The sequence below is a fragment of the Coleofasciculus chthonoplastes PCC 7420 genome, from assembly GCF_000155555.1.
Lineage (GTDB): Bacteria > Cyanobacteriota > Cyanobacteriia > Cyanobacteriales > Coleofasciculaceae > Coleofasciculus > Coleofasciculus chthonoplastes_A.
On record NZ_DS989842.1, the window covers coordinates 495,867 to 519,555 of the forward strand.

A 23,689-nucleotide genomic window follows, 5' to 3' on the forward strand; every position below is an offset into this window, starting at 1 on the left:
AAGAGGGCTAAAGTTCCCTCACTACGAAGCCTGTAATCACAAGAAGTAAATTGGTTTGTAGTGAGCACTTTAGTGCTTCAACGCCTAGCCGGAGAGGGCTAAAGTTCCCTCACTACGAAGCCTGTAATCACAAGAAGTAAATTGGTTTGTAGTGAGCACTTTAGTGCTTCAACGCCTAGCCGGAGAGGGCTAAAGTTCCCTCACTACGAAGCCTGTAATCACAAGAAGTAAATTGGTTTGTAGTGAGCACTTTAGTGCTTCAACGCCTAGCCGGAGAGGGCTAAAGTTCCCTCACTACGAAGCCTGTAGAAGCCGTAGGGTGCGTTACGCTAAGCTGTCATGCATTTAAATTGGGTATTAGCAGCGAGCAAGATGCTCGCACTACAAGGATTTTGCCATTCTTGACATTAAGGTTTAAATGCCGAACAGCTTACGCTAACGCACCAGACAAATGACATAAAACCAATAACCAATGACACCGACCCAGTTATTAATTTTCGCATCGGCTGGCTTATTCGCCGGAATCCTAGCCGGCTTTTTGGGAATCGGTGGCGGTACAGTTCTTGTACCTTTATTAGTAACCTTAGGATATGACTATCAACAAGCCGTTGCCACAAGTACCCTGTCAATTGTCATTACAGCGATTTCGGGTACGGTGCAGAATTGGCGGCTGGGTAACATAGATTTTAAACGCATCATTGCCATTGGCTTTCCAGCTATTATAACAGCGCCAATTGGTGCTTATTTAACAGAATTATTTGCCGACTACTGGTTAAAAGCGGCATTTGGACTATTACTCCTAATTAATATTTACTTAGTTCGACTCCGCAAACGTTTGAAAGCTAGAGAAAAGCAAGACTCTCTCGAAACAGTAACTCCCCGACAAATTCCGCACTCAAAAAGTCAAGCAGCATTAGCCAGAATTAGCACAGGAAGTACCGCAGGCTTACTCGCTGGTGTATTTGGTGTGGGTGGTGGTGTGATTCTAGTTCCCTTGCAAATTTTACTCTTGGGAGAGAGCATTAAAACGGCAATTCAGACGAGTTTAGGGGTGATTGTGATTACCGCAATTTCGGCTTGTGTTGGTCATGCTGTACAAGGGAATGTGTTATGGATTGAGGGATTACTTCTGGGTACAGGGGGTTTATTGGGAGTGCAAATTAGTACCCGTTTTTTGCCTAAATTACCAGATCAGGTAGTCAGTTTAGCATTTAGTGCATTACTGGCTATCTTAGCCATTTACTTTTTCTGGCAGGCATGGCAAAGTTATAGCTGAATTGGCACGGGCTTTCTTCTGGGTTTCCATGGTCATTTGTATGAGTCGGCTATTCTGCCTCGTGTCCAATTCGATGATATCTGCTCTCCACTCGATTGGTTAATGTTTCTGGACAATGTTCCAGACGATTAAGTGTAATTTTTCCCGCCAGGACTACGGGTTGTTTTCTCTCTTTTGTGAGAAATCTGGATCAAGGGTATTATTTTGACTTTCGTTTCGATTTGGGCGGTGTTCGGTGTGCGCCGAAGTATTTTTCACTGCGGTAGCGAAGCCACACTCGCAATACTTGGGGGATCTGTTCTTTTTGTTCTTTGGTCAGGGTATTATAAAGAGCTAAAGCGCGATCGCGTTCTCGGCGACAGGCAGGATTATTGTGAGCATCCCAGTAGCTACGGGCAACCCGAATCCGCCGACAGACTTCTTTGATCAGTGCTTTTCCGGTGAGGGGTTGTTTCTGCTTTGCCATACTTGAATCAGAATGCACTACTCTCAATCCTAACCTTTAGCATGAAAGCATTTGCCCTTACTTGGCGGGCTGAAAACCATGACATCCCCGAAAAGCTCTGTCAAAATAGAGCTATTCAGCATAGGGGATAGTATGACGCGGGAAGAGTTGCTGTTGCTAATTAACCAGGCATCGAATGAGGGATGGAAAGAGTTAGATCTATCAGGAAAAGGGTTAACGGAACTGCCTCCAGAGATTGGCAAGCTAACGCAACTCGAAACGTTGATTTTGGGAAGGTGGGAAAAAGAGAAAAAGGGTTCTCTATGGATTAAAGGCTACGAGTTGATCGGGAATCGGCTCGTTCCGTTGATTGTGGGTAATCGCTTGCAGTCTCTGCCGCCTGAACTGTCAAATTTGGTCAACCTGCGGAAGCTGGACATCAGTGGAAATCCTTGGGAAAAAATTCCAGATGTGATCACTCAACTACGCCATCTGGAGCAATTAACTCTAATTCGTACAGACATTGATAAGATTCCCGAATCGATTAGTCAATTAGTCAATCTGACCGAGCTTAACCTGTCTGGCAATCAACTAACGCAGGTTCCTGAGTCGATTACTCAATTAGTCAATCTGACCGAGCTTAACCTGTCTGACAATCAACTAACCCAGGTTCCTGAATCGATTACTCAATTAGTCAATCTGACCGAGCTTAACCTGTTTGGCAATCAACTAACTCAGGTTCCTGAATCGATTACTCAATTAGTCAATCTGACCGAGCTTAACCTGTTTGGCAATCAACTAACTCAGGTTCCTGAATCGATTACTCAATTAGTCAATCTGACACAGCTTTACCTGTTTGGCAATCAACTAACTCAGGTTCCTGAATCGATTAGTCAATTAGTCAATCTGACACAGCTTGACCTGTCTCATAATCAACTAACCCAGGTTCCCGAATCGATTAGTCAATTAGTCAATCTGACCGAGCTTGACCTGTCTGGCAATCAACTAACCCAGGTTCCCGAATCGATTAGTCAATTAGTCAATTAGTCAATCTGACACAGCTTGACCTGTCTGGCAATCAACTAACCCAGGTTCCTGAGTCGATTAGTCAATTAGTCAATCTGACCGAGCTTGACCTGTCTGGCAATCAACTAACCCAGGTTCCTGAGTCGATTAGTCAATTAGTCAATCTGACACAGCTTGACCTGTCTGACAATCAACTAACCCAGGTTCCCGAATCGATTAGTCAATTAGTCAATCTGACAAAGCTTGACCTGTCTGACAATCAACTAACCCAGGTTTCCGAATCGATTAGTCAATTAGTCAATTTGACACAGCTTAACCTGTCTGGCAATCAACTAACCCAGGTTCCCGAGTCGATTAGTCAATTAGTCAATCTGACCGAGCTTGACCTGTCTGTCAATCAACTAACCCAGGTTCCCGAATCGATTAGTCAATTAGTCAATCTGACACAGCTTGACCTGTCTCATAATCAACTAACCCAGGTTCCTGAGTCGATTACTCAATTAGTCAATCTGACAAAGCTTAACCTGTCTGTCAATCAACTAACCCAGGTTCCCGAATCGATTAGTCAATTAGTCAATCTGACAAAGCTTAACCTGTCTGGCAATCAACTAACCCAGGTTTCCGAATCGATTAGTCAATTAGTCAATCTGACACAGCTTTCCCTGTCTGGCAATCAACTAACCCAGTTTCCTGAGTCGATTAGTCAATTAGTCAATCTGACACAGCTTTCCCTGTCTAGAAATCAACTAACCCAGGTTCCCGAGTCGATTAGTCAATTAGTCAATCTGACACAGCTTAACCTCTCATACAATCAACTAACCCAGGTTCCTGAGTCGATTAGTCAATTAGTCAATCTGACACAGCTTGACCTGTCTGTCAATAAACTAACTCAGGTTCCTGAGTCAATTAGTCAATTAGTCAATCTGACACAGCTTAACCTTTCATACAATCAACTAACCCAGGTTTCTGAGTCGATTAGTCAATTAGTCAATCTGACACAGCTTTCCCTGTCTGGCAATAAACTAACCCAGGTTTCTGAGTCGATTAGTCAATTAGTCAATCTGACACAGCTTTCCCTGTCTGGCAATAAACTAACTCAGGTTCCTGAGTCAATTAGTCAATTAGTCAATCTGACACAGCTTTCCCTGTCTGACAATCAACTAACCCAGGTTTCCGAGTCGATTAGTCAATTAGTCAATCTGACACAGCTTGACCTGTCTAGCAATCAACTAACCCAGGTTTCCGAGTCGATTAGTCAATTAGTCAATCTGACACAGCTTGACCTGTCTAGCAATCAACTAACCCAGGTTTCTGAGTCGATTAGTCAATTAGTCAATCTGACACAGCTTAACCTGTCTATCAATAAACTAACTCAGGTTCCTGAGTCAATTAGTCAATTAGTCAATCTGACATGGCTAAACCTGTCTGACAATCAACTAACCCAGGTTCCCGAATCGATTAGTCAATTAGTCAATCTGACACAGCTTGACCTGTTTGGCAATAAAATCACGGAAATTCCTGATTGGCTAGAAGAATTGCCTAATCTCAAGGAATTAGATTTGCGGCAAAATCCGTTGCCTATTTCACCAGAAATTTTGGGTTCACCATATCATCAAGAGCCAGGATCTATTGAAAAAATATTCAACTATTGTCGCCAGCTCCGTAGTGGAAATGTGCTTCCCCTGAATGAAGCCAAGTTACTTTTGATTGGTCAGGGCAGCGTTGGCAAAACCTCTCTAATTAAGCGTCTGATTGACAACACCTTCGACCCCAATCAATCTCAAACCGATGGGCTTAACGTCACAACCTGGACTATTCATGTCAACAGCAAAGATGTGCGCCTCAATGTTTGGGACTTTGGCGGGCAAGAGATTTACCACGCTACCCACCAATTCTTTCTGACTAAACGTAGTCTCTATCTTTTGGTGTGTAACTGCCGCACCAGTGAAGAGGAGAATCGCATCGAATATTGGCTCAAACTGATTGATAGCTTTGGCGGTCAATCGCCTGTGATCATTGTCGGCAACAAAAAAGACGAACAACCCCTCGACATCAACCGTAGAGCATTACGCGAAAAATATCCCAACATCAAAGCGATTATTGAGACCTCCTGCCCAATCAGTGAAGATGACGGCATTGATGAACTTCGTCAAGCCATTACCCGCGAAGTCGGTCAACTCAAAGAAGTGTATGACCTCCTGCCCCTCTCCTGGTTTGAGGTTAAAGAACACCTGGAAACAATGGAGGAGGACTTTATCTCCTACAACAAATACGCCTGTATCTGTGAGCGGAACACTATTTCTGAAGAACACAACCAGGAACAACTCATCGACCTGCTCCATCGGCTTGGTTTAGTCCTCAGTTTCCGCGACCATCCTATCCTCCAATCCACCAATGTTCTTAACCCCGATTGGGTAACTCAAGGTATCTATGCTCTACTCAGCGATAAAATCCTCAAAACTGAAACTAAAGGCATCCTCACTTACGATGACCTCAGCCGTGTCCTTGATTCGCAGCGTTATCCTGCAAACCGTCATCATTACCTCACAGAGCTGATGAAAGAATTTCAGCTTTGCTTTGAGATTCCCGATTGTCACTCCTCCACCTTCCTCATCCCAGGACTCTTACCCAAAGATGAACCCGAAGACACAAAGCTCGAAGGGGATACGTTGGAGTTTCAATATCACTACCGTGTTTTGCCCGAAAGTATAATGTCTCGCTTCATCGTTCTCACCCACGACAAAATCCACAACCAGATTTACTGGCGCAGTGGGGTGATGCTAGCATACAGCGAAGGGAACGAAACCTACAATATTGCCCGCGTCAAAGCTGATTCGGAAGATAAGAAAATCTTCATCTCCATTAGTGGTCGTGAAACGACCCGGCGCTCGTTTCTATTAATGATTCGCGACGTATTCAACAAAATTCACAGCAGCTTTGCCAACCCCGAAATCAGTGAGTGGGTGCCTGTTCCTAACTATCCTGACCATCCACCCCTTGACTATCAAGAACTCCTGGGACTTGAAGCCATGGGAGAAATAGACTATCCCATTGGTAAACTGCGGACTACAGTCAATTTACGTCAACTGCTAGATGGCTATGAACCACTCGAATTGCGGCAAAACCGGAGAAAGAGCGATCATCGCGATTTAGCTAAGATGGAATTGCTAGGGGTGGAAGAATCGAGAGATCGTTTCCATATCAACATCTACAACAATAACCAACCAAGAGATTACAGCTCCATGTCTAACATTACCAATAGTAATCATAATCAAAACGCAAATATTGCTAACTTAGTCAACCAAGGTCAAGAGAATTATGCTCAATTTACAGCATCCAACTGTAACCAAACCAGTGGCGCTAATACCACTGAACTATTACAACTCATCACCTCTATGCGCCAAACAGCCGCGCAATTTCCCCAGGAAATACAAGATGATATCATTGTTGACATTGATGATGTAGAAGAAGAAATTAATAAACCTGAAAATCAACCTAATTTAACCCGTTTGAGAAAGCGTTTGATTGCCTTAGCAACGATTGGTGCAACCATTGCCACCCCAGTTGCCGGAATAACCGACTTTGCCAATAACGCCATAGATTTAGGGGATAAATTAGGCATTGAACTCCAGCTTCCTTCTGCCCCTTAAGTTGGGATTGTTGAATAATACCGAGTTGCGTTCTATCATGTCATTCTGAGCGAAGCGTGAAGCGCAGCTATAGCGAGGAACGAGCTTTAGAATCTGGACAGATGCTTCGCTACTGTTCCTTCGCTTCGCTCAGGACTTCGCTCAGCATGACAAATTCTACCTTAGACTGCAACTTGGTATAAGTGTTGTGGTGGGAGGAGACAAAAGGCAAAAGGCTTTCATAGAATCGCCGTAGTGCGTTAAGCGAAGCCATGCCGCAGGCTTTGCGTCTCGCTCGCTATTTTGCCTGGTTTTGAACTTTGCATCTTGCTCGCTACTAATACTCAATTTAAATACATGACAGCTTAAAGCATCTGTCCAGATTCTGACACTACATCAACCGCGAACGAAACGCCTGAACTGCTGATTGAGTACGATCATCACCACGCAGTTTATCCAAAACATTTTGGACATAGCGACTCTAATTTTACTCATTATCAATCAGAATTTATGTCCAGGTACTTATCTGAGGATGAATGGTGCTGACTGAGGGCTGGTGGATTTCGACTTCGCTCAACCCACCCTACGATATGTCCAGGGTTTGGGTGTCTAAGGGAAAATCAGGCATTGCCATGCATCTTAGCGTACCCTGGAAGCTAAAGCGCGATCGCACTCCCGTAACTGCTACCCTTAGGCTAGGCGTCTCTAGACTTCCAGAACCTTGTACCCTGAAGAGTAGAACAGTTATCCATCAACACAGGAACCGCTATGCAAAAGTACCTCCCTTTAGTTGCTCGGATTTTTCTCTCCGTTATTTTTATCAAATCGGGGATTAGTAAAATTTTCGGTTTCGCTGGCACTCAAGAGTATATGGCTGCTAGCGGAATTCCTTTGGCGGGTATCGTTCTCATTCCTACGATTATTATATTAGTGGGTGGCGGACTCTCAGTTTTATTCGGTTACAAAGCCCGTTGGGGAGCTTTATTATTGATTGGCTTTTTAATTCCCGCTACCTTAATTTTTCACACCCAGTTTCCTGAAGAAGAAAATGCCTTTTTCAAGAATTTAGGCTTAATGGGCGGATTATTAATGGTTGTTGCATTTGGTGCAGGTGAGATTAGTTTGGATGAGCGCAGCGAATCCTCTTCTATGCAGTCGGCGAAATAGCTTGGTCATTTGATTAGCATAAGCTGGGGAATAGAAAGGAGGTGCAACCTGTTCAGCATTTCAACCTTAATAAAATAATAGCGAATTCCTTGTAGTGGGGAGCATCCCGTTTTGGACAAAGCATTACCTCAAATAACGCAATTGTAAGGGTTTCAGCCCCATTCAAAGAGCCAACGTGCCAAATTGGGATGCTCCCTTGTAGTGCGTTAAGCGAAGCCATGCCGCAGGCTTTGCATCTTGCTCGCTACTCATACCGAATTTATCGCTACTCATACCGAATTTATCGCTACTCATACCAAATTTATCGCTACTCATACCGAATTTATCGCTACTCATGCCGAATTTATCGCTACTCATACCGAATTTATCGCTACTCATACCGAATTCACCGCTATTCATACCGAATTTATCGCTACTCATGCCGAATTTATCGCTACTCATACCAAATTTATCGCTACTCATACCAAATTTAAATGTATGACAAATTATCGGTTATTAACTGATGAGAAAAAATCCGCGATCGCACTTCAATATTTATTACAATGTATGGAGGAAATCTCTCCAATTTTTCAGGAGGATACAATTATGTCAATTCAAAGCCAAAACACAATGGGAAAAGTTTTCACCCAATTGACAATTATTAACCGAGCTGACCAAATTCGGGCAGAAGATGGAACAATTGCACCTGAACAAATTCGGTCACTCACGCTGGAAAATGTATTGGTAGACACAGGAGCCACGACTTTGTGTTTGCCATCAGATGCAATTGCTTCACTGGGACTAAAAATTCTCAAAGAAGTCGATGTTGCGACAGCCATGGGTATTGGCAAAGCCCGAATTTTTCGAGATGCTACCCTATCTATCTTTGGTAGAGAAGGAACCTTTGAGTGTTTGGAATTACCCGGTGGTGCAGATGCGCTTTTGGGCGTGATACCGTTAGAAGCATTGGGTTTAGACATAGATGTGCAAAATCAAACCTTGAAGCCGTTACCCATCAGTCCAACAGATACCTATTTGACAATTTTGTAGGTTCTATAATTAATTGAACAAGCTTTAAAACATCCGTTGGGTTTCGACTTCGCTCAACCCAACCTACTTAGGGACTTAATAAGCTGTCACGCATTTAAATTGGGAATGGGTAGCGAGCAAGATGCAAAGCCTGCGGCATGGCTTCGCTAAACGCACTACAAGGATTGTATTATTATTGACATTAAGGTTTAAATGCCAAACAGTTTATCCGTTACGACGAATGACAAATGACAAATGACCAATGACCAATGACCAATGAAAGTTAATTCCCCCCACCCTTTATACCCTTGAGCTACTGTATTAATCCAAACTGCCCCAACCCTGAAAACTCAACAACTCAAAAATTTTGCCAAACCTGTGGCACAAAACTTATCCTAGCAGAACGATATCGTCCGCTTCGGCTTCTAGGTGCTGGAGGATTGGGTAGAACCCTGTTAGCCGAGGATGAATCCCAACCCTCAAAACCTTACTGCGCCATCAAACAATTTTATCCCCAAGGACAAAACAATTCCCCGAAAGCTGCCCAATTATTTCACCAAGAAGCCGAACGCTTAAAAGAATTAGGCAACCATCCCCAAATCCCGGCATTTTTAGCCTATTTTGAGCAAGATACTTGTCAGTACATTGTCCAGGAATTCATCGATGGACAGAATCTGAATCAAGAGTTATCCCAACTCGGTGCTTTTTCTGAAAAGCAGATTTGCTCTCTGCTGAGTGATTTACTTCCCGTACTGCAATTTATTCATCAAGGTAATGTCATTCATCGAGATATTAAACCTGAGAATATTATCCGGCGGCGTCGCGATAATAAATTAGTTCTCGTCGATTTTGGGGCGGCGAAATATGCTACTTGGACAATATTAGCAAAAACCGGGACAACCATTGGTTCTGCTGGATATGCTGCACCTGAACAAACCTTTGGTAAAGCTGTCTTTGCTAGCGATATCTATAGTTTGGGCGTTACTTGCATTCACTTGTTAACCCAGATGCAGCCCTTTGATTTATATGAACCGCTAGAAAGTGGGTTTATCTGGCGACAGTATTTAGTCAATAATCCAATTAGTCATAACTTGGCTGGACTGCTGGACAAAATGATTGATCCGGTGATGAAACAGCGACATCAATCAGTTGAGCAAGTTCTCCAATATTTCCATCACTTGGGAACAAATAAGGTAACGATTCAACCAACTATTTCATCGCAACCCCTAAACGTTAATGCTTCGCTTATCAATACAATTCGGGGTCATTCGGATAGAATCTCCACTATAACCTTCAGCCCCGATAAAAAAAGTCTGGCGAGTGGTAGTGTTGATAAAACCATTAAACTGTGGCAAGTGAGTATGGCATGGGAAATTCGTACATTTGGTGGCTGGTTTTCTGGGAACCATAGTAAGGAGATAACTTGTCTGGCATTTAGCCCGGATGGAAAATATCTAGTCAGTGGAAGTCGGGATGAAACCCTCAGATTATGGCAGGTAAAAACTGGGAAACAACGGGTTAGTGTCAAAAGTCATAACGGTGGCGTTGATTCAGTCGCATTTAACCCGAAGAAACGTCTTTTGGTAAGTTGCGGTAGAGATAACAAAATTCGGATTTGTCAGAGTCAAACGTTGAAAACGATACAGGTTTTATCCAGTCGCTCCAGTGGATTTAATTGTGTCGCCTTTAGTCCCGATGGACAAATCTTGGCGAGTGGAAGTGGGTATCGAACCATTAAACTGTGGTATGTTCCCCACTGGCAAAGGCTGGGGACTCTAGCCGGACATATCAATTCCGTTGATGCGATCGCGTTTAGTCCTGATAGTATGATTCTAGCTAGTGGCAGTTCAGACGCGACGATTCGGTTATGGGATATTCGCACTCTGACTCAAACCGCCCTAATTCAAGGGAATTTTCCCCAAGTGCGTTCCCTCGCCTTTAGTCCCGATGGGCGTCTCCTCGCCAGTTGCGGTGGTGATAACAGGATTAAAATTTGGGATGTTGCAACTGGACAAGAATGCTGTACTCTCGAAGGACATACGGACATCGTTCAAGTTGTGGCATTTAGCCCCGATGGACAAACTTTGGCAAGTGGGAGTTGTGATAAAACGATTAAAATTTGGCGTGTTTGGTAAGTAGTGAAACCCGCCCCTACATAATCTCCCCTATCTGACACACCGAGCGAAGTCGAGGTGTTCCTCATCTACCTGTTCCCTTATAATATGACTCAACCCATCAACCTTTTCGAGTACGAATCATTAGCCCATCAGCAGTTATCTCGCATGGCGCTAGATTATTACGCCAGTGGCGCTTGGGATGAAGTAACCTTACGCGATAATCGGACAGCGTTTGAGAAATTCAAACTTCTTCCCCGCATGTTAGTTGATGTCAGTCAGCGAGATTTAAGTACAACGGTTTTAGGGCAATCTCTCTCCCTACCCATTCTAATTGCGCCGACGGCATTTCAATGTTTAGCCCATCCAGAAGGGGAAATCGTGACAGCAAAGGTAGCGGCTAACGTGGGTTCAGCGATGGTATTGAGTACCATGTCCACTCAACCGTTAGAAGAGGTGGCATTGACATCCAAACAGGTACAGTCAGACTCTCAGACAGATAGTCATTCTCCATTATGGTTTCAACTCTATGTGCATCGCGATCGCGCTTTGACTCAAAACTTAGTTGAACGGGCGGAAGCGGCGGGGTATAGCGCCCTCTGTCTCACCGTCGATGCGCCTGTTTTAGGGTGTCGAGAAAAGGATAAACGCAATCAGTTTACCTTACCCCTGGGGATGCAGTTGGCAAATTTAGTCCATCGCGATATTCCGGAAACAGTCGGCGAATCCGGGTTATTTGCCTATTTTGTCCAACAGCTTGACCCCAGCTTGACATGGCAGGATTTGGAATGGTTGCAGTCCTTGACAAAACTACCAATTATTGTTAAAGGAATTTTACGGGGGGATGATGCACTGCGGGCGGTGGAACATGGGGCAAAAGCCGTGATTGTCTCCAATCATGGCGGTAGACAATTAGATAGTGCGATCGCGTCAATTGATGCTCTTTCGGAAGTGGTTACGGCTGTAGGTGATCAAGTCGATGTGCTTATGGATGGAGGGATTCGCCGTGGCACAGATGTCCTTAAAGCCTTAGCATTAGGGGCGAAAGCGGTGTTAGTGGGGCGTCCGGTATTGTGGGGATTAGCCGTGGCGGGAGAAGCGGGCGTACAGCATGTCTTGGAATTGTTGCGGGATGAGTTGGATGTGGCAATGGCATTGAGTGGTTGTGCCAAGGTACAGGATATTGATCAAAGTTTACTCACGCAATCCTTGTAGTGTGAGCATCTTGCTCACTACCTATACCCAATTTAAATGCATGACCCCCATTCAGCGACCACCCCTAAAAAGGTGGCGTGGTGAGGAATCCCTGTGCGTTCACGCCAGGGAGGATGTCAACAGACAAAGTTATTCCCCTTCCCTGGTAGGGAAGGGGTTGGGGGTTAGGTTGGTAAGACTATTGAGCCAACTTATCGAACTTTTTTGCGCTTATCAACGATAACGACTTCTGGATCTTTATCGCCTTCTAGATCATGAGCTTGAACAACTTCTCGATGATTTGTTCTTGGCTGCTTAGCCGTTGACACAGGCTTTTGTTCTACATGTGTTTCTACATGTTTTTCTTTCAGGTGAACGTCTTCTTCATGCTCATGTTCAACCTGCTCAGGCGCCTCAAAGATTTCTAATTCTTCCGCATGGCGATCGCGCATAATTGAGGCAGCATGTTCTACTTTCTCTTCACTGCCGCTAACCATCAACAAATAGTCGCCAGCTTTGACGCGCTCATTGTACACCTTGGCTTTCTCTTCCGGAATACCCAGACCAATCAAAGCGCCAATAATACCGCCTGCTGCTGCACCAACTCCGGCTCCGGCTAAGGTTGATCCTAACGCCCCTATCTCGGCTCCGGCGGCGAGGATTGGACCAACACCAGGAATCGCCAGTACACCGACGCCAATCAAGAAGCCACCAACACCACCAAGAAGAGTCCCTGTAGTCGCGCCTATACCTGCTCCTTCTTTGGCTTCATTCCCTTGTCTTTCGGTAATTTCCTTGGCACCTTCCACGTCTTCGATATTCCGCGCTAGGAGAGAGACTCTCTCCATATCAAAATTCGCATCTTTGAGTGCTTGGATCGTATCTTGCAGATCTTCGCGCTTGGGGAAAATACCAACAACACGTTTGTAGTCACGGGTTTCGGGGACAAATTTTTCTTTTTCTAACATTATTGTTTCCTTTGAATAAATTAAACAACGTTAGGCTTGATTCAGCCCTTTGTTTTGGTTTTGACTAAAAGCCGTCCCCATGAAGGCAAAGGTAGATAAACTAATGTCACACTTCATCCTTCAGAACAAACTTATTATTTGTTATCGACAGCAGAAGGAAAAATATCTTCGGCTACGATAACGGGTCTGTCTGTATATCTAGACCCAAACTCCTTAATCTTTTCTGCGTCCCAACCGAGGTCAGAATCCTGCAACAGCTTCGGGTCAAACTGACGCGCTACACCTGTCACGGTGACTCTTTCGCCTTCTTGAACAACGCTATCCTCAGCTTTAAGATTGCGATTGACACCAATCACTAAAACTCCGATATCATCTACCCAACCATCTTCAAATAGAGAGAATGAACCGGGAGAGTAAATATCTCTAACATCACCCTCGACAGCAATAACTTTGTCGAAATAGCCTGTAGGTGCTTCCGCTAAGTCTTCAGTAGTCGGAGCCAGGGCGAGGGATTCAGCGATAATAACAGGTTTGTCTTCATACTCTGCATATTCGTCACCTAACTCTAAACCATAGTCGCTTTCGATCTCAGCAATTACCAATTGCGCGACTTCACCCGTTACTTGAATCGGCATCTCTTGATCCTCTGGAAGCTGGAAGGAAGATTCTGTAACATCCAGGATTAGAATAGATTCACCGCCCAACTCCTCCGCCTGCACGACATAGCCAAAGTCACCCACTTTTTGTTCGACTGTGTTTCTAATTGTGACCTGTTTCCCGATGATGTCTTCGGTATTTTCAGCAACGTCCTCGGTGGTAACGTTAGTTTTTCCCTCCTGAATTTCCTCGTTACCCGTCGTGCAGCCAGGAAGCAGCAAAGCGACTAGAGCGAATGCGATCGCGCCTAAGTAAGTCCCTGTTCGTTTAGTCCATAAGGGGACGGAGTCTCCTTGATTCAACATGTATTATTCCTATTTCTAGAACGAAAATCGCTGCTTATCATCGCAACAAACCCAACCATCTAACTTGTTGACGGTTAGATGGAGGCGTTGTAAAACGTTAGTTTTAGCGTTTTACTTATTGCACTAATCTACATTCGCTCTAAACAGCCCTTTGTGAATCTATCAAGAGAGTGACTTTTTCCCTCTGACTAATTGCAGAGTATTCCGGAAGCTTGAGCGGTTATTCCTTTTCAGGGTAGGCACAGGGAAGATTGAGCGGGTGATTGATTTCTGCCATAATGATCGGAATGCAAACACTTAACACCCTAGCTCTAACTGTCATTTTAGGCGTTACCCTAACGGTTACGTCATTTGCCAAACCCGTTCAGGCACAACCCTGGCGTCCGGTGCGTGGTAGTATCCTGTTTGGGATTAGTGGCATGGCACTCCTCGAACAGCAAGAGGATTCCACTTCGTTTCTAATTGTTCATGACAATAAAGGGGTAGGGGAAGGGCGTCTGGCGATGATCAGGATTACAGGCGAACAAGCCCCTGAATATAGTCCAATCAACTGGTCAAAACAACCTTTACCTGTAGATTTAGAAGCACTCACGGCTGTTCCTGGACAATCAGAACCCACATTTATGGCGTTAACCAGTTCGGGAACAGTCTATCATTTCCGGCTCAATGGCAATTCTCAGAATGTGTCTGTTGTAAATGTATTTAATTTGCCCAATTTGCCGGAAGGAACTAACCTAGAAGGATTTGCTTTGCAAAAAATTGAGGATAAGCTGCTCGCAGTTTGGGCGCATCGGGGTAACAATGAAGAACCCGGAGTCCTGTACTGGGGATTTTTGGACTTGAAAACTAATGAGATTACGCCTCAAGGTTCAGCCCCTTTAACCGTCCCGTTTCCAGTGGATAATGTTCGCCATATTTCTGATCTCAAGGTTGATTCGGCTGGAATTGTTTACATTACCTCGGCTTCCGATAAGGGTAACGATGGACCCTTCCAGTCTGCCGTTTACGTGGCGGGTGGTTTGAGTTTACAGGATAATCTTATCGTATTTCGTCAAAATCAGGCATTGGTTCCTATTTATCGTTTAAATTATCACAAAGTAGAAGCGATTGAACTCGTACCGGGTACAGCCGGAGGAATTATATTAGGAACCGATGATGAAAATATGGGTTCATCGGTTTTGGGTTTTGACGGAATGTTTTAGTCCCTTATTTTTCAAGGCATTGATAACCAGTGGAGAGGGCGGGTTTTGTTGAACATTTATTGGTAGATATCTGAATTTAGTCCCTAAACCTGCCCCTACAATTCACCAACTGCTTTGACGCAATCAACACTTTAGCTACTCGGCTCAATATCCGCCAAAGTTTATCTGCTCTCTACTTCATCTGACAGATGAGCAAATTAACGCTGCCTTATCCTATATTGAAGCAAATCGCCTTGAAGTTGAAACCGAGTATCAAATTGTCCTGAAACAGGCTGAAGAAAATCGACGGTATTGGCAGGAGCGTAATCGTGAACATGCAGATCGTGTTGCCACAATGCCGCCAAAACCAGGTCGCGAAATTCTTTGGGCAAAACTCCAACAACAGAAAGCTAGACATCAACTAGAAGAGCGCTGTAACTCCCAGTCAGCTTTAGCTGACTTGAGCTTTTAGCCTTGGGTTTAAACCCAAGGCGGTTTAACATAGAGTTCGATAATGATTAATTTAAGGTTCCTTTAAAACTGACGTGACCAATCTTTAAACCAGCGTTCTACCACCACTTTTGTTTGAGTAAAAAACTCCACAGCTTGTCGCCCCTGTCCATGTAAATCGCCATAAAAACTATTTTTCCAACCACTAAAGGGAAAGAATGCCATCGGTGCGGCTACGCCAATATTAATGCCAATATTCCCCGCTTCGGCTTCATACCGAAACTGTCGCGCGGCGGCACCACTGCTGGTAAATAAACACGCCATATTTCCCCATTGACCCCCGTTGACTAATGCGATCGCGTCTTCAATAGTGTCCAGATGCATTAAACTCAACACCGGACCAAATATTTCCGTTTGAGATAGAGAACTGTCGGGGTTGACATTTTCCAGAATTGTGGGTCGAATAAAATTCCCTTGCTCATACCCGGAAATCTTCACCTTGCGCCCGTCTACTAATACCTTTGCACCTTCATCAGCACCCTGTTGAATCAATCCCTCAATCCGGGTTTGACTGTCACGGCTAATCACCGGTCCCATTTCTACCCCTTCATCCAACCCATAGCCGACGACACGAGTTTGAGCCGCAGACGCGATCGCATCGGTAAAACTATGCCGTGCTTCCCCCACAGTAACCGCCACAGACGCCGCCAGACACCGTTGTCCCGCACAGCCAAAGGCACTATCGGCAGCAATTCGAGTGGTCATTTCCATATCTGCATCCGGGAGAACAATCAGGGGATTTTTCGCCCCACCCTGACATTGCACCCGCTTACCGTGAGCAGCGCCTTTGCTGTATACATACTGTGCCACCGGGGATGATCCGACAAAACTAATGGCGCGAATTTTGGGATGTTCTAAAATCGCATCCACGACGGTTTTTGCCCCATTCACCAAATTGACTACCCCTTTCGGTAATCCCGTCGCTTCTAATAACTCAAACACCTTTTGCATCGTCAACGGAACTTTTTCCGAAGGTTTAACAATACAGGTATTCCCACAGGCGATCGCATAAGGTAGAAACCAAAAGGGAATCATACCCGGAAAATTGAACGGCGAAATAATCGCTGTTACTCCCACAGGTTGACGAATCATGATTTCATCAATCCCCCGGGCAACATCTTCCAGGTTATACCCCTGCATCAGCATCGGAATCCCACAGGCGACTTCCACATTTTCAATTGCCCGTCGTAATTCAGCTTTTGATTCCTTTAGGGTTTTACCGCATTCCAGGGTAATTGTGCGGGCTAATTCGTCCAAATTCTCGTCTAATAAAACCTTAAGTTTAAACAGATATTGGACTCGGGTTGGTGGAGGAATCCGCCGCCAATCGGAGAAAGCAACCGCCGCCGCCTCCACCGCCGTATCTACATCTTCTTGAGGCGATAAAGGGACTTGGGCTAAAACATCAACCGTAGCCGGATTAACCACCTGAAGCGATTCCGTGGCGCTGGAGGGACACCATTTGCCATTGATATAGTTCGGTAACAGATTTTTGAGATGCACCGTTAGTTCTCCAAAATGGGGGAGTTAGGGTTGTAGAGACGTAGCATGCTACGTCTGGGAGATGGGGAAGATGAGGGAGATAAGGGAGATTATGTAGGGGCTCACTTTCACTACTATCTTTTCGGTTACACCAAGATGTAACTCGCGCCCGCCCCGACTGTACAAATGACGAATGACGAATGACAAATGACGAATGACAAATGACGAATGACAAATGACGAATGACAAATGACGAATGACAAATGACAAATGACATAAGACAAATTACCGATCAACCACATTTAAGCGTCGAGTAATCATCGTCATCCCATCACCGCGAATCAAAACGGCTGAAATCCAGCGATCCTGGGGTGTTAAGGGCGCTCGTCCTACTTTAAAAATTCCGCCTGCGGATAGTAAATCCAATTCCAAGTCACTGGGTTGGCTGTAGCGATCGCGACTAATCGGTTCTTCTAAGGCTGTTCCCAATAGTAGATTATCTCCCAGGGGTTCTTGGACGATCGCATCAAAGTTAAACGACTGACCAATACGCACCTGTTCTGGTAAAATCACTTGCAGGTTGGGAGGATTGACGCCAGAGGTTAGTTGGGAACGTTCTGCCAATATTTCCGAGGAGACGATTTGTTGATTTTCGTAACGTTGGCGCGATCGCAACATGGATTCGAGTTTCACCATTGTACCGTTGTTGGGCTGAGTTCCGGTTACGGTGGTGACTGTCTCCGCCACAATCCCATCCCCTTGATTTTCCCAAGACTGTAACTCGGTGCGATACGTCAATTGAGGATAGCGTTCCCACAGTTGCTTCAGGGCTTCCTCCATCTGGGCGTGAGTCAAACCGTCAGAATGTTTGAAATCCTGGCTATAGAACTGCATCACACCCTCCACATCCCGGCGATTTGCGGCTGCATCGATTTGCGCCAGGAGTTCTTTAAGCTGAGGTGGGGCGGTTGCGGGATCTTCGGCTTTTGCTGCCGTTGCCCATCCCAGGGTTAAACCCAGGGCGAAGAGCAAAATCATTGACCCGTTCAGGGAATACGCCTTGGTTTTCGCGCTCAAGGAACCTGACTTTTCACACCCTGGGGAGAAGTCAAAGCCTCTCTCCTTGAAGGATAGAGGTTTGGAGAGAGGTTTTCTATATCCCGTGAAAAGTACGCTCAAGGAACGGGAAACGCGACGAAACATATTGACCGGATTGTGCATTAGGGGCATCGTAGGAAATAGTTTATATAAAGAAATTGGCTTCCAATTGGACAGATAAGATGGTATATTCGCCAATTTACTGCCAATTTTCGATTTTAACTCGACATAAGAGTCGCCTTTAGGAGGAACAACGACCTTGGCTGACACTCCAATTCGCTTATTGATTGCTGCCAGTGGCACAGGAGGACACTTATTTCCGGCGCTGGCGTTAGCTCAACAGTTACCAGAGTACCAAATTGAGTGGCTGGGCGTACCGAACCGTGTGGAACAAGCGGTGATTCCCCAACACTATCCCCTGCACACGATATCGGTTGAAGGCTTTCAGAAACCCTTGGGACTCAATACGGTTCGCGTTTTTGGGCGTCTCGTGGGTTCCATCCGACAAGTGCAGCGACTGATCCAAACTCGGCAATTTGATGCTCTGTTTACCACAGGCGGTTATATTGCCGGACCTGCGATCATCGCAGCACGGTTACAGGGATTGCCTGTCATTTTACATGAATCCAACGCCATTCCCGGAAAAGTCACCCGTTGGCTGAGTCCCTTCTGTGATCAGGTGGCGCTCGGATTTGACGCCGCCTCCAAGTATTTACCCAAAGCCCAAACCGTCACCGTGGGTACACCGGTTCGGGCTGATTTCTATAAGCCTCAGCCGTTAGACTTACCGATTCCTGATGATGTGCCGTTAATTGTCGTGGTTGGCGGTTCCCAAGGGGCGGTGAGTGTGAATCAACTCGTGCGTCAATGCGCCAAGAGTTGGTTTGAAATGGGCGCTTGGATAGTCCATTTAACCGGAGAAAAAGACCCAGAGGCTTCCACCTTAGAGCATCCTCACTATATTGGACTGCCATTTTATAACAACATGGCAGCGCTACTGCAACGGGCGAATTTAGCCATTAGTCGGGCGGGTGCGGGTTCGTTAACCGAACTGGCGATAACCGGAACCCCTGCTATTTTAATTCCTTATCCTTACGCCGCAGAAGATCACCAAAGCTTTAATGCGGCTAGTTTTGCCCAAAAAGGGGCGGCTCTGGTTTTTCCGCAATCTGAACTCAGTCCCGAATTACTCGAAAGTAAGGTATCCTATTTGCTCAAATCTCCAGAAATTCTCCAGCAAATGGCAGAAAAAGCGGCATCGTTAGCGGTGACGGATAGTGCAGAACAATTAGCCACGTTGATGCGTCAGCTTGTGGAGAAAAAATAAGGGAAATTTCAGATAATTAGGGGCTGCTGAATAAGTCTTGTGGTGGGGAAAGGCAATAGGCAGTCAAGGAGGCGATCGAGAGTGGGTGGGGATGGCTTGAGGTTCATCGTTCTATATTTAATTTAGCGATCGCGTACTTTTACAAAAGTTAATCAGCGTACCGTTTACTTTTATCCGACTACTGATCAACAGCATATTCGTCACTGTATAGTTTCTTGATGCCGCACGCTTCACAGCCTATTGCTTGCATACAACACATTGTGCGAATATACTCATAGTGTTCATTGGGGAGTTGCAGGTAGTACAAATGGCAAAAGCGGTAAAATATGAGCAAATTTTGCTTTTCTCTTTCGACTCTGACAAAGATAGCTATTATTTGACCTTTAAGAAGCTTTACTACCATCTCTATTCTAATAGCTCATCTAGCCGTGCTGAACGTATCATTGAGGACATATCAAAAATTCTTCTTTGTAAACTACTAATTGACAAAGGAAACGTTACCAATATATTAGATAGTTATATGGAGGGTAAAGGTACAGCGAACGAGTTGCTTTTACCAGAACTTCGGAAGAACTATCCATCCGCCATGGATGAATCTGACAGATTTAGTCTTGGAGATTCATCAATTAAAAGCAGTTTCAAAGTTTTATCAGATATTAATTTAGTTGAGTCGCCTTCCTATATTATTGGTGAGGCTTTTCAAGCCCTTATCGGGCCAAAGCTGAGAGGAGATAAAGGGCAGTTTTTTACTCCTAGAAGCTTAGTGAAAACAATGGTAAGCATTGCCGACCCGAAGCCATATAGTAAAGTTGTCGATCCGGCTTGTGGCACGGGCAGCTTCCTATCAGAAAGTTACAATTATTGGATCGAGACTACAGGTGAAACACTCTTGCCAGATAATCACTATTCGTTAGTTGGTCTAGATAAGGATAAAGATATCTCCAGACTTGCAACAGCTACTCTAGAAATTATTGCACCCAATAACTACTCAGTATTTACAACGGATTCACTCGACATAAATCATTTAATTGCTTCTGGATTTAGCTCTAAAATATTTGATGCAGATGTAGTTTTAACAAATCCTCCATTTGGGGCAAAAATTGGAGTCACTAGAGAAAGTATTCTGGAACAATATGATCTGGGTCATCACTGGTACTTTTCATCTACTGAGAATTCTTGGATTAAAAGTGACAAAGTTCGTAAAAATCAAGATCCACAAATTTTGTTCATTGAATTATGTGTAAAAATCCTTAAGCCAGGTGGAGTTTTAGGAATCGTATTACCCGAAGGGGTTTTCGGTAACAAGCAAACTGGATACATTTGGGACTATCTTCATCAAGAGGGTATTATCACAGCTCTTCTGGACTGCCCTCGTACAACATTTCAACCTGGGACAGATACAAAAACCAATGTTCTTTTTTTTCAAAAGTTTAAGGATAAATCTCACAATAAAACTAGATATCCTATTAAAGTTCCTATTGCAGTCGCTTTGCATTGCGGTCATGATCGTCGAGGACGGGTAACCCTAGAAAATGGACAAAAATATCCCGACGATTTTATTACCATTGCTCACGAATTCAAGGATAACAATAGTTCTAAATATTGGTCGAATTGTGAAGTCAATAATCCCTATTATTGGGTACCAAGATTTTATGATGCTTCTTTAAGTAAAAGTATTCAAAAAAAAGCTTTTGAGATGCATGCTGATTTGGCATCCTTTGATGAGCTTATTAAAAGTGGCTATATTGCTATTAGGAAAGGGCATGAAGTCGGCTCTCAAGCCTATGGAACTGGCAACATTCCCTTTATTAGAACGTCTGACATTGCGAATTGGGAAGTCTCTGTAGATCCGACTAACGCTGTTAGCGAGGAAATTTTTCAAAAATACGCTAAATACCAAAAACTTAAAACGGGTGACATATTGCTGGTTGTAGACGGAAGATACCGAATTGGACGTACAGCAATTCTTCATTCCAATAACATCAAAAGTGTTATTCAAAGTCACTTTAAAATTATTACAGTTACGACTCAAGCACCCTTTAACAGTTATGAACTACTGTATATCCTTAACATGCCTTTGATACTTCAGCAAATGAGGAGTTTAACCTTTATTCAATCAACGCTGGGAAGCATTGGAAAAAGATTAGGGCAGTTGCAAATATTCATTCCAACTCAAACAGAGGAGTGGATCACTGAGATCAGCAATTTTGAGCGTCTCCTTTCAGCTAGGGCATCTATATTGTCTGAACTTCAAAAATTCCACACACCCGAACCAGAACTATAAGCACCTAGCTCTATCTAAAATGCCTTCAATCCAAGCGTAGAATTCATCCAAAGTCTTAGCTCCCTGAGCGATATTACATTCTCTATGGGCAAAACCTACATTATCGGCATTGTGAACTCTTGGATTTTTGTGGCATGTTTCTATCGCAGCTTTCCCTCTTTGTGCTGTTGAGAATAAATTAAATGAAATAGGCAGTAAGCAAACTTCACACTTAGTCGAACCTGGAGTCATTTCTTTAAAAACTTTTTCTAAATATCTTTGTATGTCATCTGGAGGTGTGGGAGAATCGGGCATTTGATAAACTAGCCATGTTAATTTCATGGCAACCTGCATACAATCCTCATAAGTGGCTGCTTTTTCTCTCAGTTTAGCCACAATACCCGGTCTAAGTTTGCTCATGTCTAACTCATAGTTCAGTAATTCTTCATCAGATAGGAGCATAGCCCAGCGTAAAATCCTATTTGGTCCAGCATCATCGCTTGCCCATGATGCACCTGTCGTATTAGTTGAATCACGCTTAATTTTATCGGCAATTTTTTTGTATCTTTTTTGAAGGTCTTTCAAATAGGGATATTCTAAGCACTTTCCATCATGTCCTTTTTCACGATGACAGCGATGATTAGCAATTGGCGCAAACCTAGATCGGCTATTAAGTGATTTCAAACAGAACTCAATCATATCTAGAGGTTTACGAATTCATCCAATGAACCCATCAGAGAACTGGGCTTGATTTGCAAAGCCTCGCAGAGCTTGACTATATTTTCTAAGGAAATATTTCGTTCACCTCTTTCAATACTTCCAACGTAAGTTCGATGCATACCCGCTAACTCGGCTAGCTGCTCCTGGGAAAAGCCTAATTCTTCACGCCTAGCCCTCACATCAGCACCAAACTTTTCGCGAAGTGTCATCATTACCTCTGCTAAGGATTGCTGACGCTAATAATCGGGTGGTGATGACTAAGAGTCTACAGACTATAAGTAGCGCTTGAGGGTGTGCAATTCACTGGTTATTGTCCATTAAACAGTTAAATGTCACCCATTAAACATTTAGTGTCATGTCTGGCGACAAATAGCTCTTTATTGACATCCTCCCTCGCCGGAGACGAGGGATTCCTAAACCTCACGATTTAGGTTTCTGCTTCTTTCCCCTTCGACTAGCGAGAGAGGTTTTTCGCAACTGCCCCTTGGACTTATGCCCATCAGGTCTTATGTTCGCTCCACAGACTATCACCGCAAGCCCTGCGGCGAGAATATTATTTGCGGCATTAATGTCTCGGTCATGGTGGGTTCCACACTCTGGACAATCCCATTCCCTGACATCAAGCGGCAATTTATCAACAATGTGACCACAGTGTCCACAACGCTTAGAACTGGGAAACCATCGGTCAATCTTAACCAGTGTCCTACCGTACCACTGGCACTTGTATTCCAACTGACGAACCAGTTCACTCCAGCTTGCATCAGCAATCGCTTGAGCCAACTTATGGTTTTTCATCATGCTCTTCACCGCCAAATCTTCGACAGCAATCGTTTGATTTTCGCGTACCAATCGAGTCGTCAGCTTGTGAAGGAAATCTTGGCGGTTGCAATCAAGGAGGTAATACCTGCATCAATCCCAATCGCTTTATCAAGTTGAGATAGCAGTTTGACAGTATGCTCCTCAACACCTCGGCTCCGCTCGGTGTTGACGCTGAGCGGAGCCGAAGCGTCAACCAACAGAGAGACAAACCATCGCCCAGAAGCATCCAACCTTACTGTAACCGTAGAGGGTTCACAGTTTTCTGGAAGGGTACGACTCCAGCGAATTGGCAGAGGTTCACAACATTTTGCCAACCACAATTGCCCATCCTTCCACTTAAAGGCAGAACGAGTAAACTCAGCACTACCACCATTCCGCTTCTTTTTGAAGTTGGGGTATTTAGCACGACCTGCCCAGAAATTGGTAAACGCTTTTTGCAAGTTCCTCAATCCCTGCTGCAATGGTACACAGCTCACTTCATTAAGAAATTGCTTGTCTTC

At 44.4% G+C, this 23,689-nt stretch carries 18 protein-coding genes and 2 pseudogenes; 11 read left to right on the forward strand and 9 right to left on the reverse strand.

Going from position 1 to position 23,689, the window contains the following annotated elements:
* Positions 1 to 472 precede the first annotated feature (472 nt).
* A complete protein-coding gene (locus MC7420_RS03980; RefSeq protein WP_006098650.1) occupies positions 473 to 1,276 on the forward strand; it encodes a sulfite exporter TauE/SafE family protein in 804 nt (267 codons plus the stop codon).
* A 199-nt stretch (positions 1,277 to 1,475) separates the two neighbouring features.
* Here the strand turns inward: MC7420_RS03980 and MC7420_RS03985 are convergent, their stop codons facing one another.
* On the reverse strand, positions 1,476 to 1,742 hold the full coding sequence (locus MC7420_RS03985) for a hypothetical protein (protein ID WP_044204786.1): 267 nt from the start codon (positions 1,740 to 1,742) through the stop codon (positions 1,476 to 1,478).
* 132 nt (positions 1,743 to 1,874) lie between these two features.
* On the opposite strand from MC7420_RS03985, the gene MC7420_RS03990 reads away from it, so the two are divergent.
* The 4 genes and pseudogenes from MC7420_RS03990 (at position 1,875) to MC7420_RS04000 (ending at position 7,543) form a co-directional block, all read left to right on the forward strand.
* Positions 1,875 to 2,768 (forward strand): leucine-rich repeat domain-containing protein, encoded by an 894-nt coding sequence (locus MC7420_RS03990; RefSeq protein WP_006098578.1) that lies wholly within the window; start codon positions 1,875 to 1,877, stop codon positions 2,766 to 2,768.
* A gap of 56 nt (positions 2,769 to 2,824) precedes the next feature.
* Positions 2,825 to 3,040: pseudogene (locus MC7420_RS44285) on the forward strand (leucine-rich repeat domain-containing protein); the annotation flags it as partial.
* A 9-nt stretch (positions 3,041 to 3,049) separates the two neighbouring features.
* Positions 3,050 to 6,397 (forward strand): leucine-rich repeat domain-containing protein, encoded by a 3,348-nt coding sequence (locus MC7420_RS03995; protein WP_006098456.1) that lies wholly within the window; start codon positions 3,050 to 3,052, stop codon positions 6,395 to 6,397.
* A 747-nt stretch (positions 6,398 to 7,144) separates the two neighbouring features.
* Positions 7,145 to 7,543 (forward strand): DoxX family protein, encoded by a 399-nt coding sequence (locus MC7420_RS04000; RefSeq protein ID WP_006098577.1) that lies wholly within the window; start codon positions 7,145 to 7,147, stop codon positions 7,541 to 7,543.
* Between the two features lie 162 nt (positions 7,544 to 7,705).
* Here MC7420_RS04000 and MC7420_RS37785 read toward each other — a convergent pair whose 3' ends face one another.
* On the reverse strand, positions 7,706 to 8,005 hold the full coding sequence (locus MC7420_RS37785; RefSeq protein ID WP_044204805.1) for a hypothetical protein: 300 nt from the start codon (positions 8,003 to 8,005) through the stop codon (positions 7,706 to 7,708).
* A 123-nt stretch (positions 8,006 to 8,128) separates the two neighbouring features.
* Between MC7420_RS37785 and MC7420_RS04010 the strand changes: the two genes are divergently transcribed.
* The 3 genes from MC7420_RS04010 to MC7420_RS04020 all read left to right on the forward strand — a co-directional run bounded on the left by MC7420_RS04010 (position 8,129) and on the right by MC7420_RS04020 (position 11,880).
* Positions 8,129 to 8,572, forward strand: coding sequence for a retroviral-like aspartic protease family protein (locus tag MC7420_RS04010; protein WP_044205004.1), 444 nt, complete (start codon positions 8,129 to 8,131; stop codon positions 8,570 to 8,572).
* Positions 8,573 to 8,859: 287 nt separating this feature from the next.
* Entirely contained in the window at positions 8,860 to 10,686 is a 1,827-nt protein-coding gene (locus tag MC7420_RS04015) for a serine/threonine-protein kinase (protein WP_006098656.1), read from the forward strand.
* Between the two features lie 87 nt (positions 10,687 to 10,773).
* A complete protein-coding gene (locus tag MC7420_RS04020) occupies positions 10,774 to 11,880 on the forward strand; it encodes an alpha-hydroxy acid oxidase (RefSeq protein WP_006098704.1) in 1,107 nt (368 codons plus the stop codon).
* Between the two features lie 191 nt (positions 11,881 to 12,071).
* On the opposite strand, the gene MC7420_RS04025 is transcribed toward MC7420_RS04020, so the two are convergent.
* Together MC7420_RS04025 and MC7420_RS04030 are read right to left on the reverse strand one after the other, a co-directional pair.
* Complete coding sequence (locus MC7420_RS04025; protein ID WP_006098546.1) at positions 12,072 to 12,827, reverse strand: hypothetical protein; 756 nt, start codon at positions 12,825 to 12,827, stop codon at positions 12,072 to 12,074.
* Between the two features lie 134 nt (positions 12,828 to 12,961).
* Positions 12,962 to 13,789 carry a hypothetical protein gene (locus MC7420_RS04030; RefSeq protein WP_006098486.1) on the reverse strand — a complete coding sequence of 276 codons (828 nt, stop codon included), beginning with the start codon at positions 13,787 to 13,789 and terminating at the stop codon, positions 12,962 to 12,964.
* A gap of 287 nt (positions 13,790 to 14,076) precedes the next feature.
* On the opposite strand from MC7420_RS04030, the gene MC7420_RS04035 reads away from it, so the two are divergent.
* Complete coding sequence (locus MC7420_RS04035; RefSeq protein ID WP_006098685.1) at positions 14,077 to 14,991, forward strand: hypothetical protein; 915 nt, start codon at positions 14,077 to 14,079, stop codon at positions 14,989 to 14,991.
* Between the two features lie 513 nt (positions 14,992 to 15,504).
* Here the strand turns inward: MC7420_RS04035 and MC7420_RS04040 are convergent.
* Positions 15,505 to 16,983 carry a CoA-acylating methylmalonate-semialdehyde dehydrogenase gene (locus tag MC7420_RS04040; protein WP_006098496.1) on the reverse strand — a complete coding sequence of 493 codons (1,479 nt, stop codon included), beginning with the start codon at positions 16,981 to 16,983 and terminating at the stop codon, positions 15,505 to 15,507.
* Positions 16,984 to 17,247: 264 nt separating this feature from the next.
* Positions 17,248 to 18,330, reverse strand: a complete 1,083-nt coding sequence (locus MC7420_RS04045; RefSeq protein WP_232231629.1) for a YybH family protein — start codon at positions 18,328 to 18,330, stop codon at positions 17,248 to 17,250.
* On the opposite strand from MC7420_RS04045, the gene murG reads away from it, so the two are divergent.
* Both murG and MC7420_RS04055 read left to right on the forward strand, forming a co-directional pair.
* Positions 18,320 to 19,387: an undecaprenyldiphospho-muramoylpentapeptide beta-N-acetylglucosaminyltransferase gene (gene murG, locus MC7420_RS04050; protein ID WP_006098465.1), complete on the forward strand. Its 1,068-nt coding sequence runs from the start codon at positions 18,320 to 18,322 to the stop codon at positions 19,385 to 19,387. The two genes, MC7420_RS04045 and murG, sit on opposite strands and share 11 nt — an antisense overlap.
* A gap of 307 nt (positions 19,388 to 19,694) precedes the next feature.
* The gene (locus MC7420_RS04055; RefSeq protein WP_052307423.1) at positions 19,695 to 21,671 is read left to right on the forward strand and encodes an N-6 DNA methylase; all 1,977 of its coding nucleotides are present in this window, start codon (positions 19,695 to 19,697) and stop codon (positions 21,669 to 21,671) included.
* On the opposite strand, the gene MC7420_RS04060 is transcribed toward MC7420_RS04055, so the two are convergent.
* From MC7420_RS04060 to MC7420_RS39150, 3 genes and pseudogenes are all read right to left on the reverse strand, one after another.
* Positions 21,666 to 22,349 (reverse strand): hypothetical protein, encoded by a 684-nt coding sequence (locus MC7420_RS04060; RefSeq protein ID WP_044204812.1) that lies wholly within the window; start codon positions 22,347 to 22,349, stop codon positions 21,666 to 21,668. The genes MC7420_RS04055 and MC7420_RS04060 overlap by 6 nt on opposite strands.
* Positions 22,350 to 22,351: 2 nt before the next feature.
* Positions 22,352 to 22,579, reverse strand: coding sequence for a helix-turn-helix domain-containing protein (locus tag MC7420_RS04065; RefSeq protein ID WP_006098625.1), 228 nt, complete (start codon positions 22,577 to 22,579; stop codon positions 22,352 to 22,354).
* Between the two features lie 211 nt (positions 22,580 to 22,790).
* Positions 22,791 to 23,689 (reverse strand): annotated as a pseudogene (locus tag MC7420_RS39150) (RNA-guided endonuclease InsQ/TnpB family protein); the annotation flags it as partial.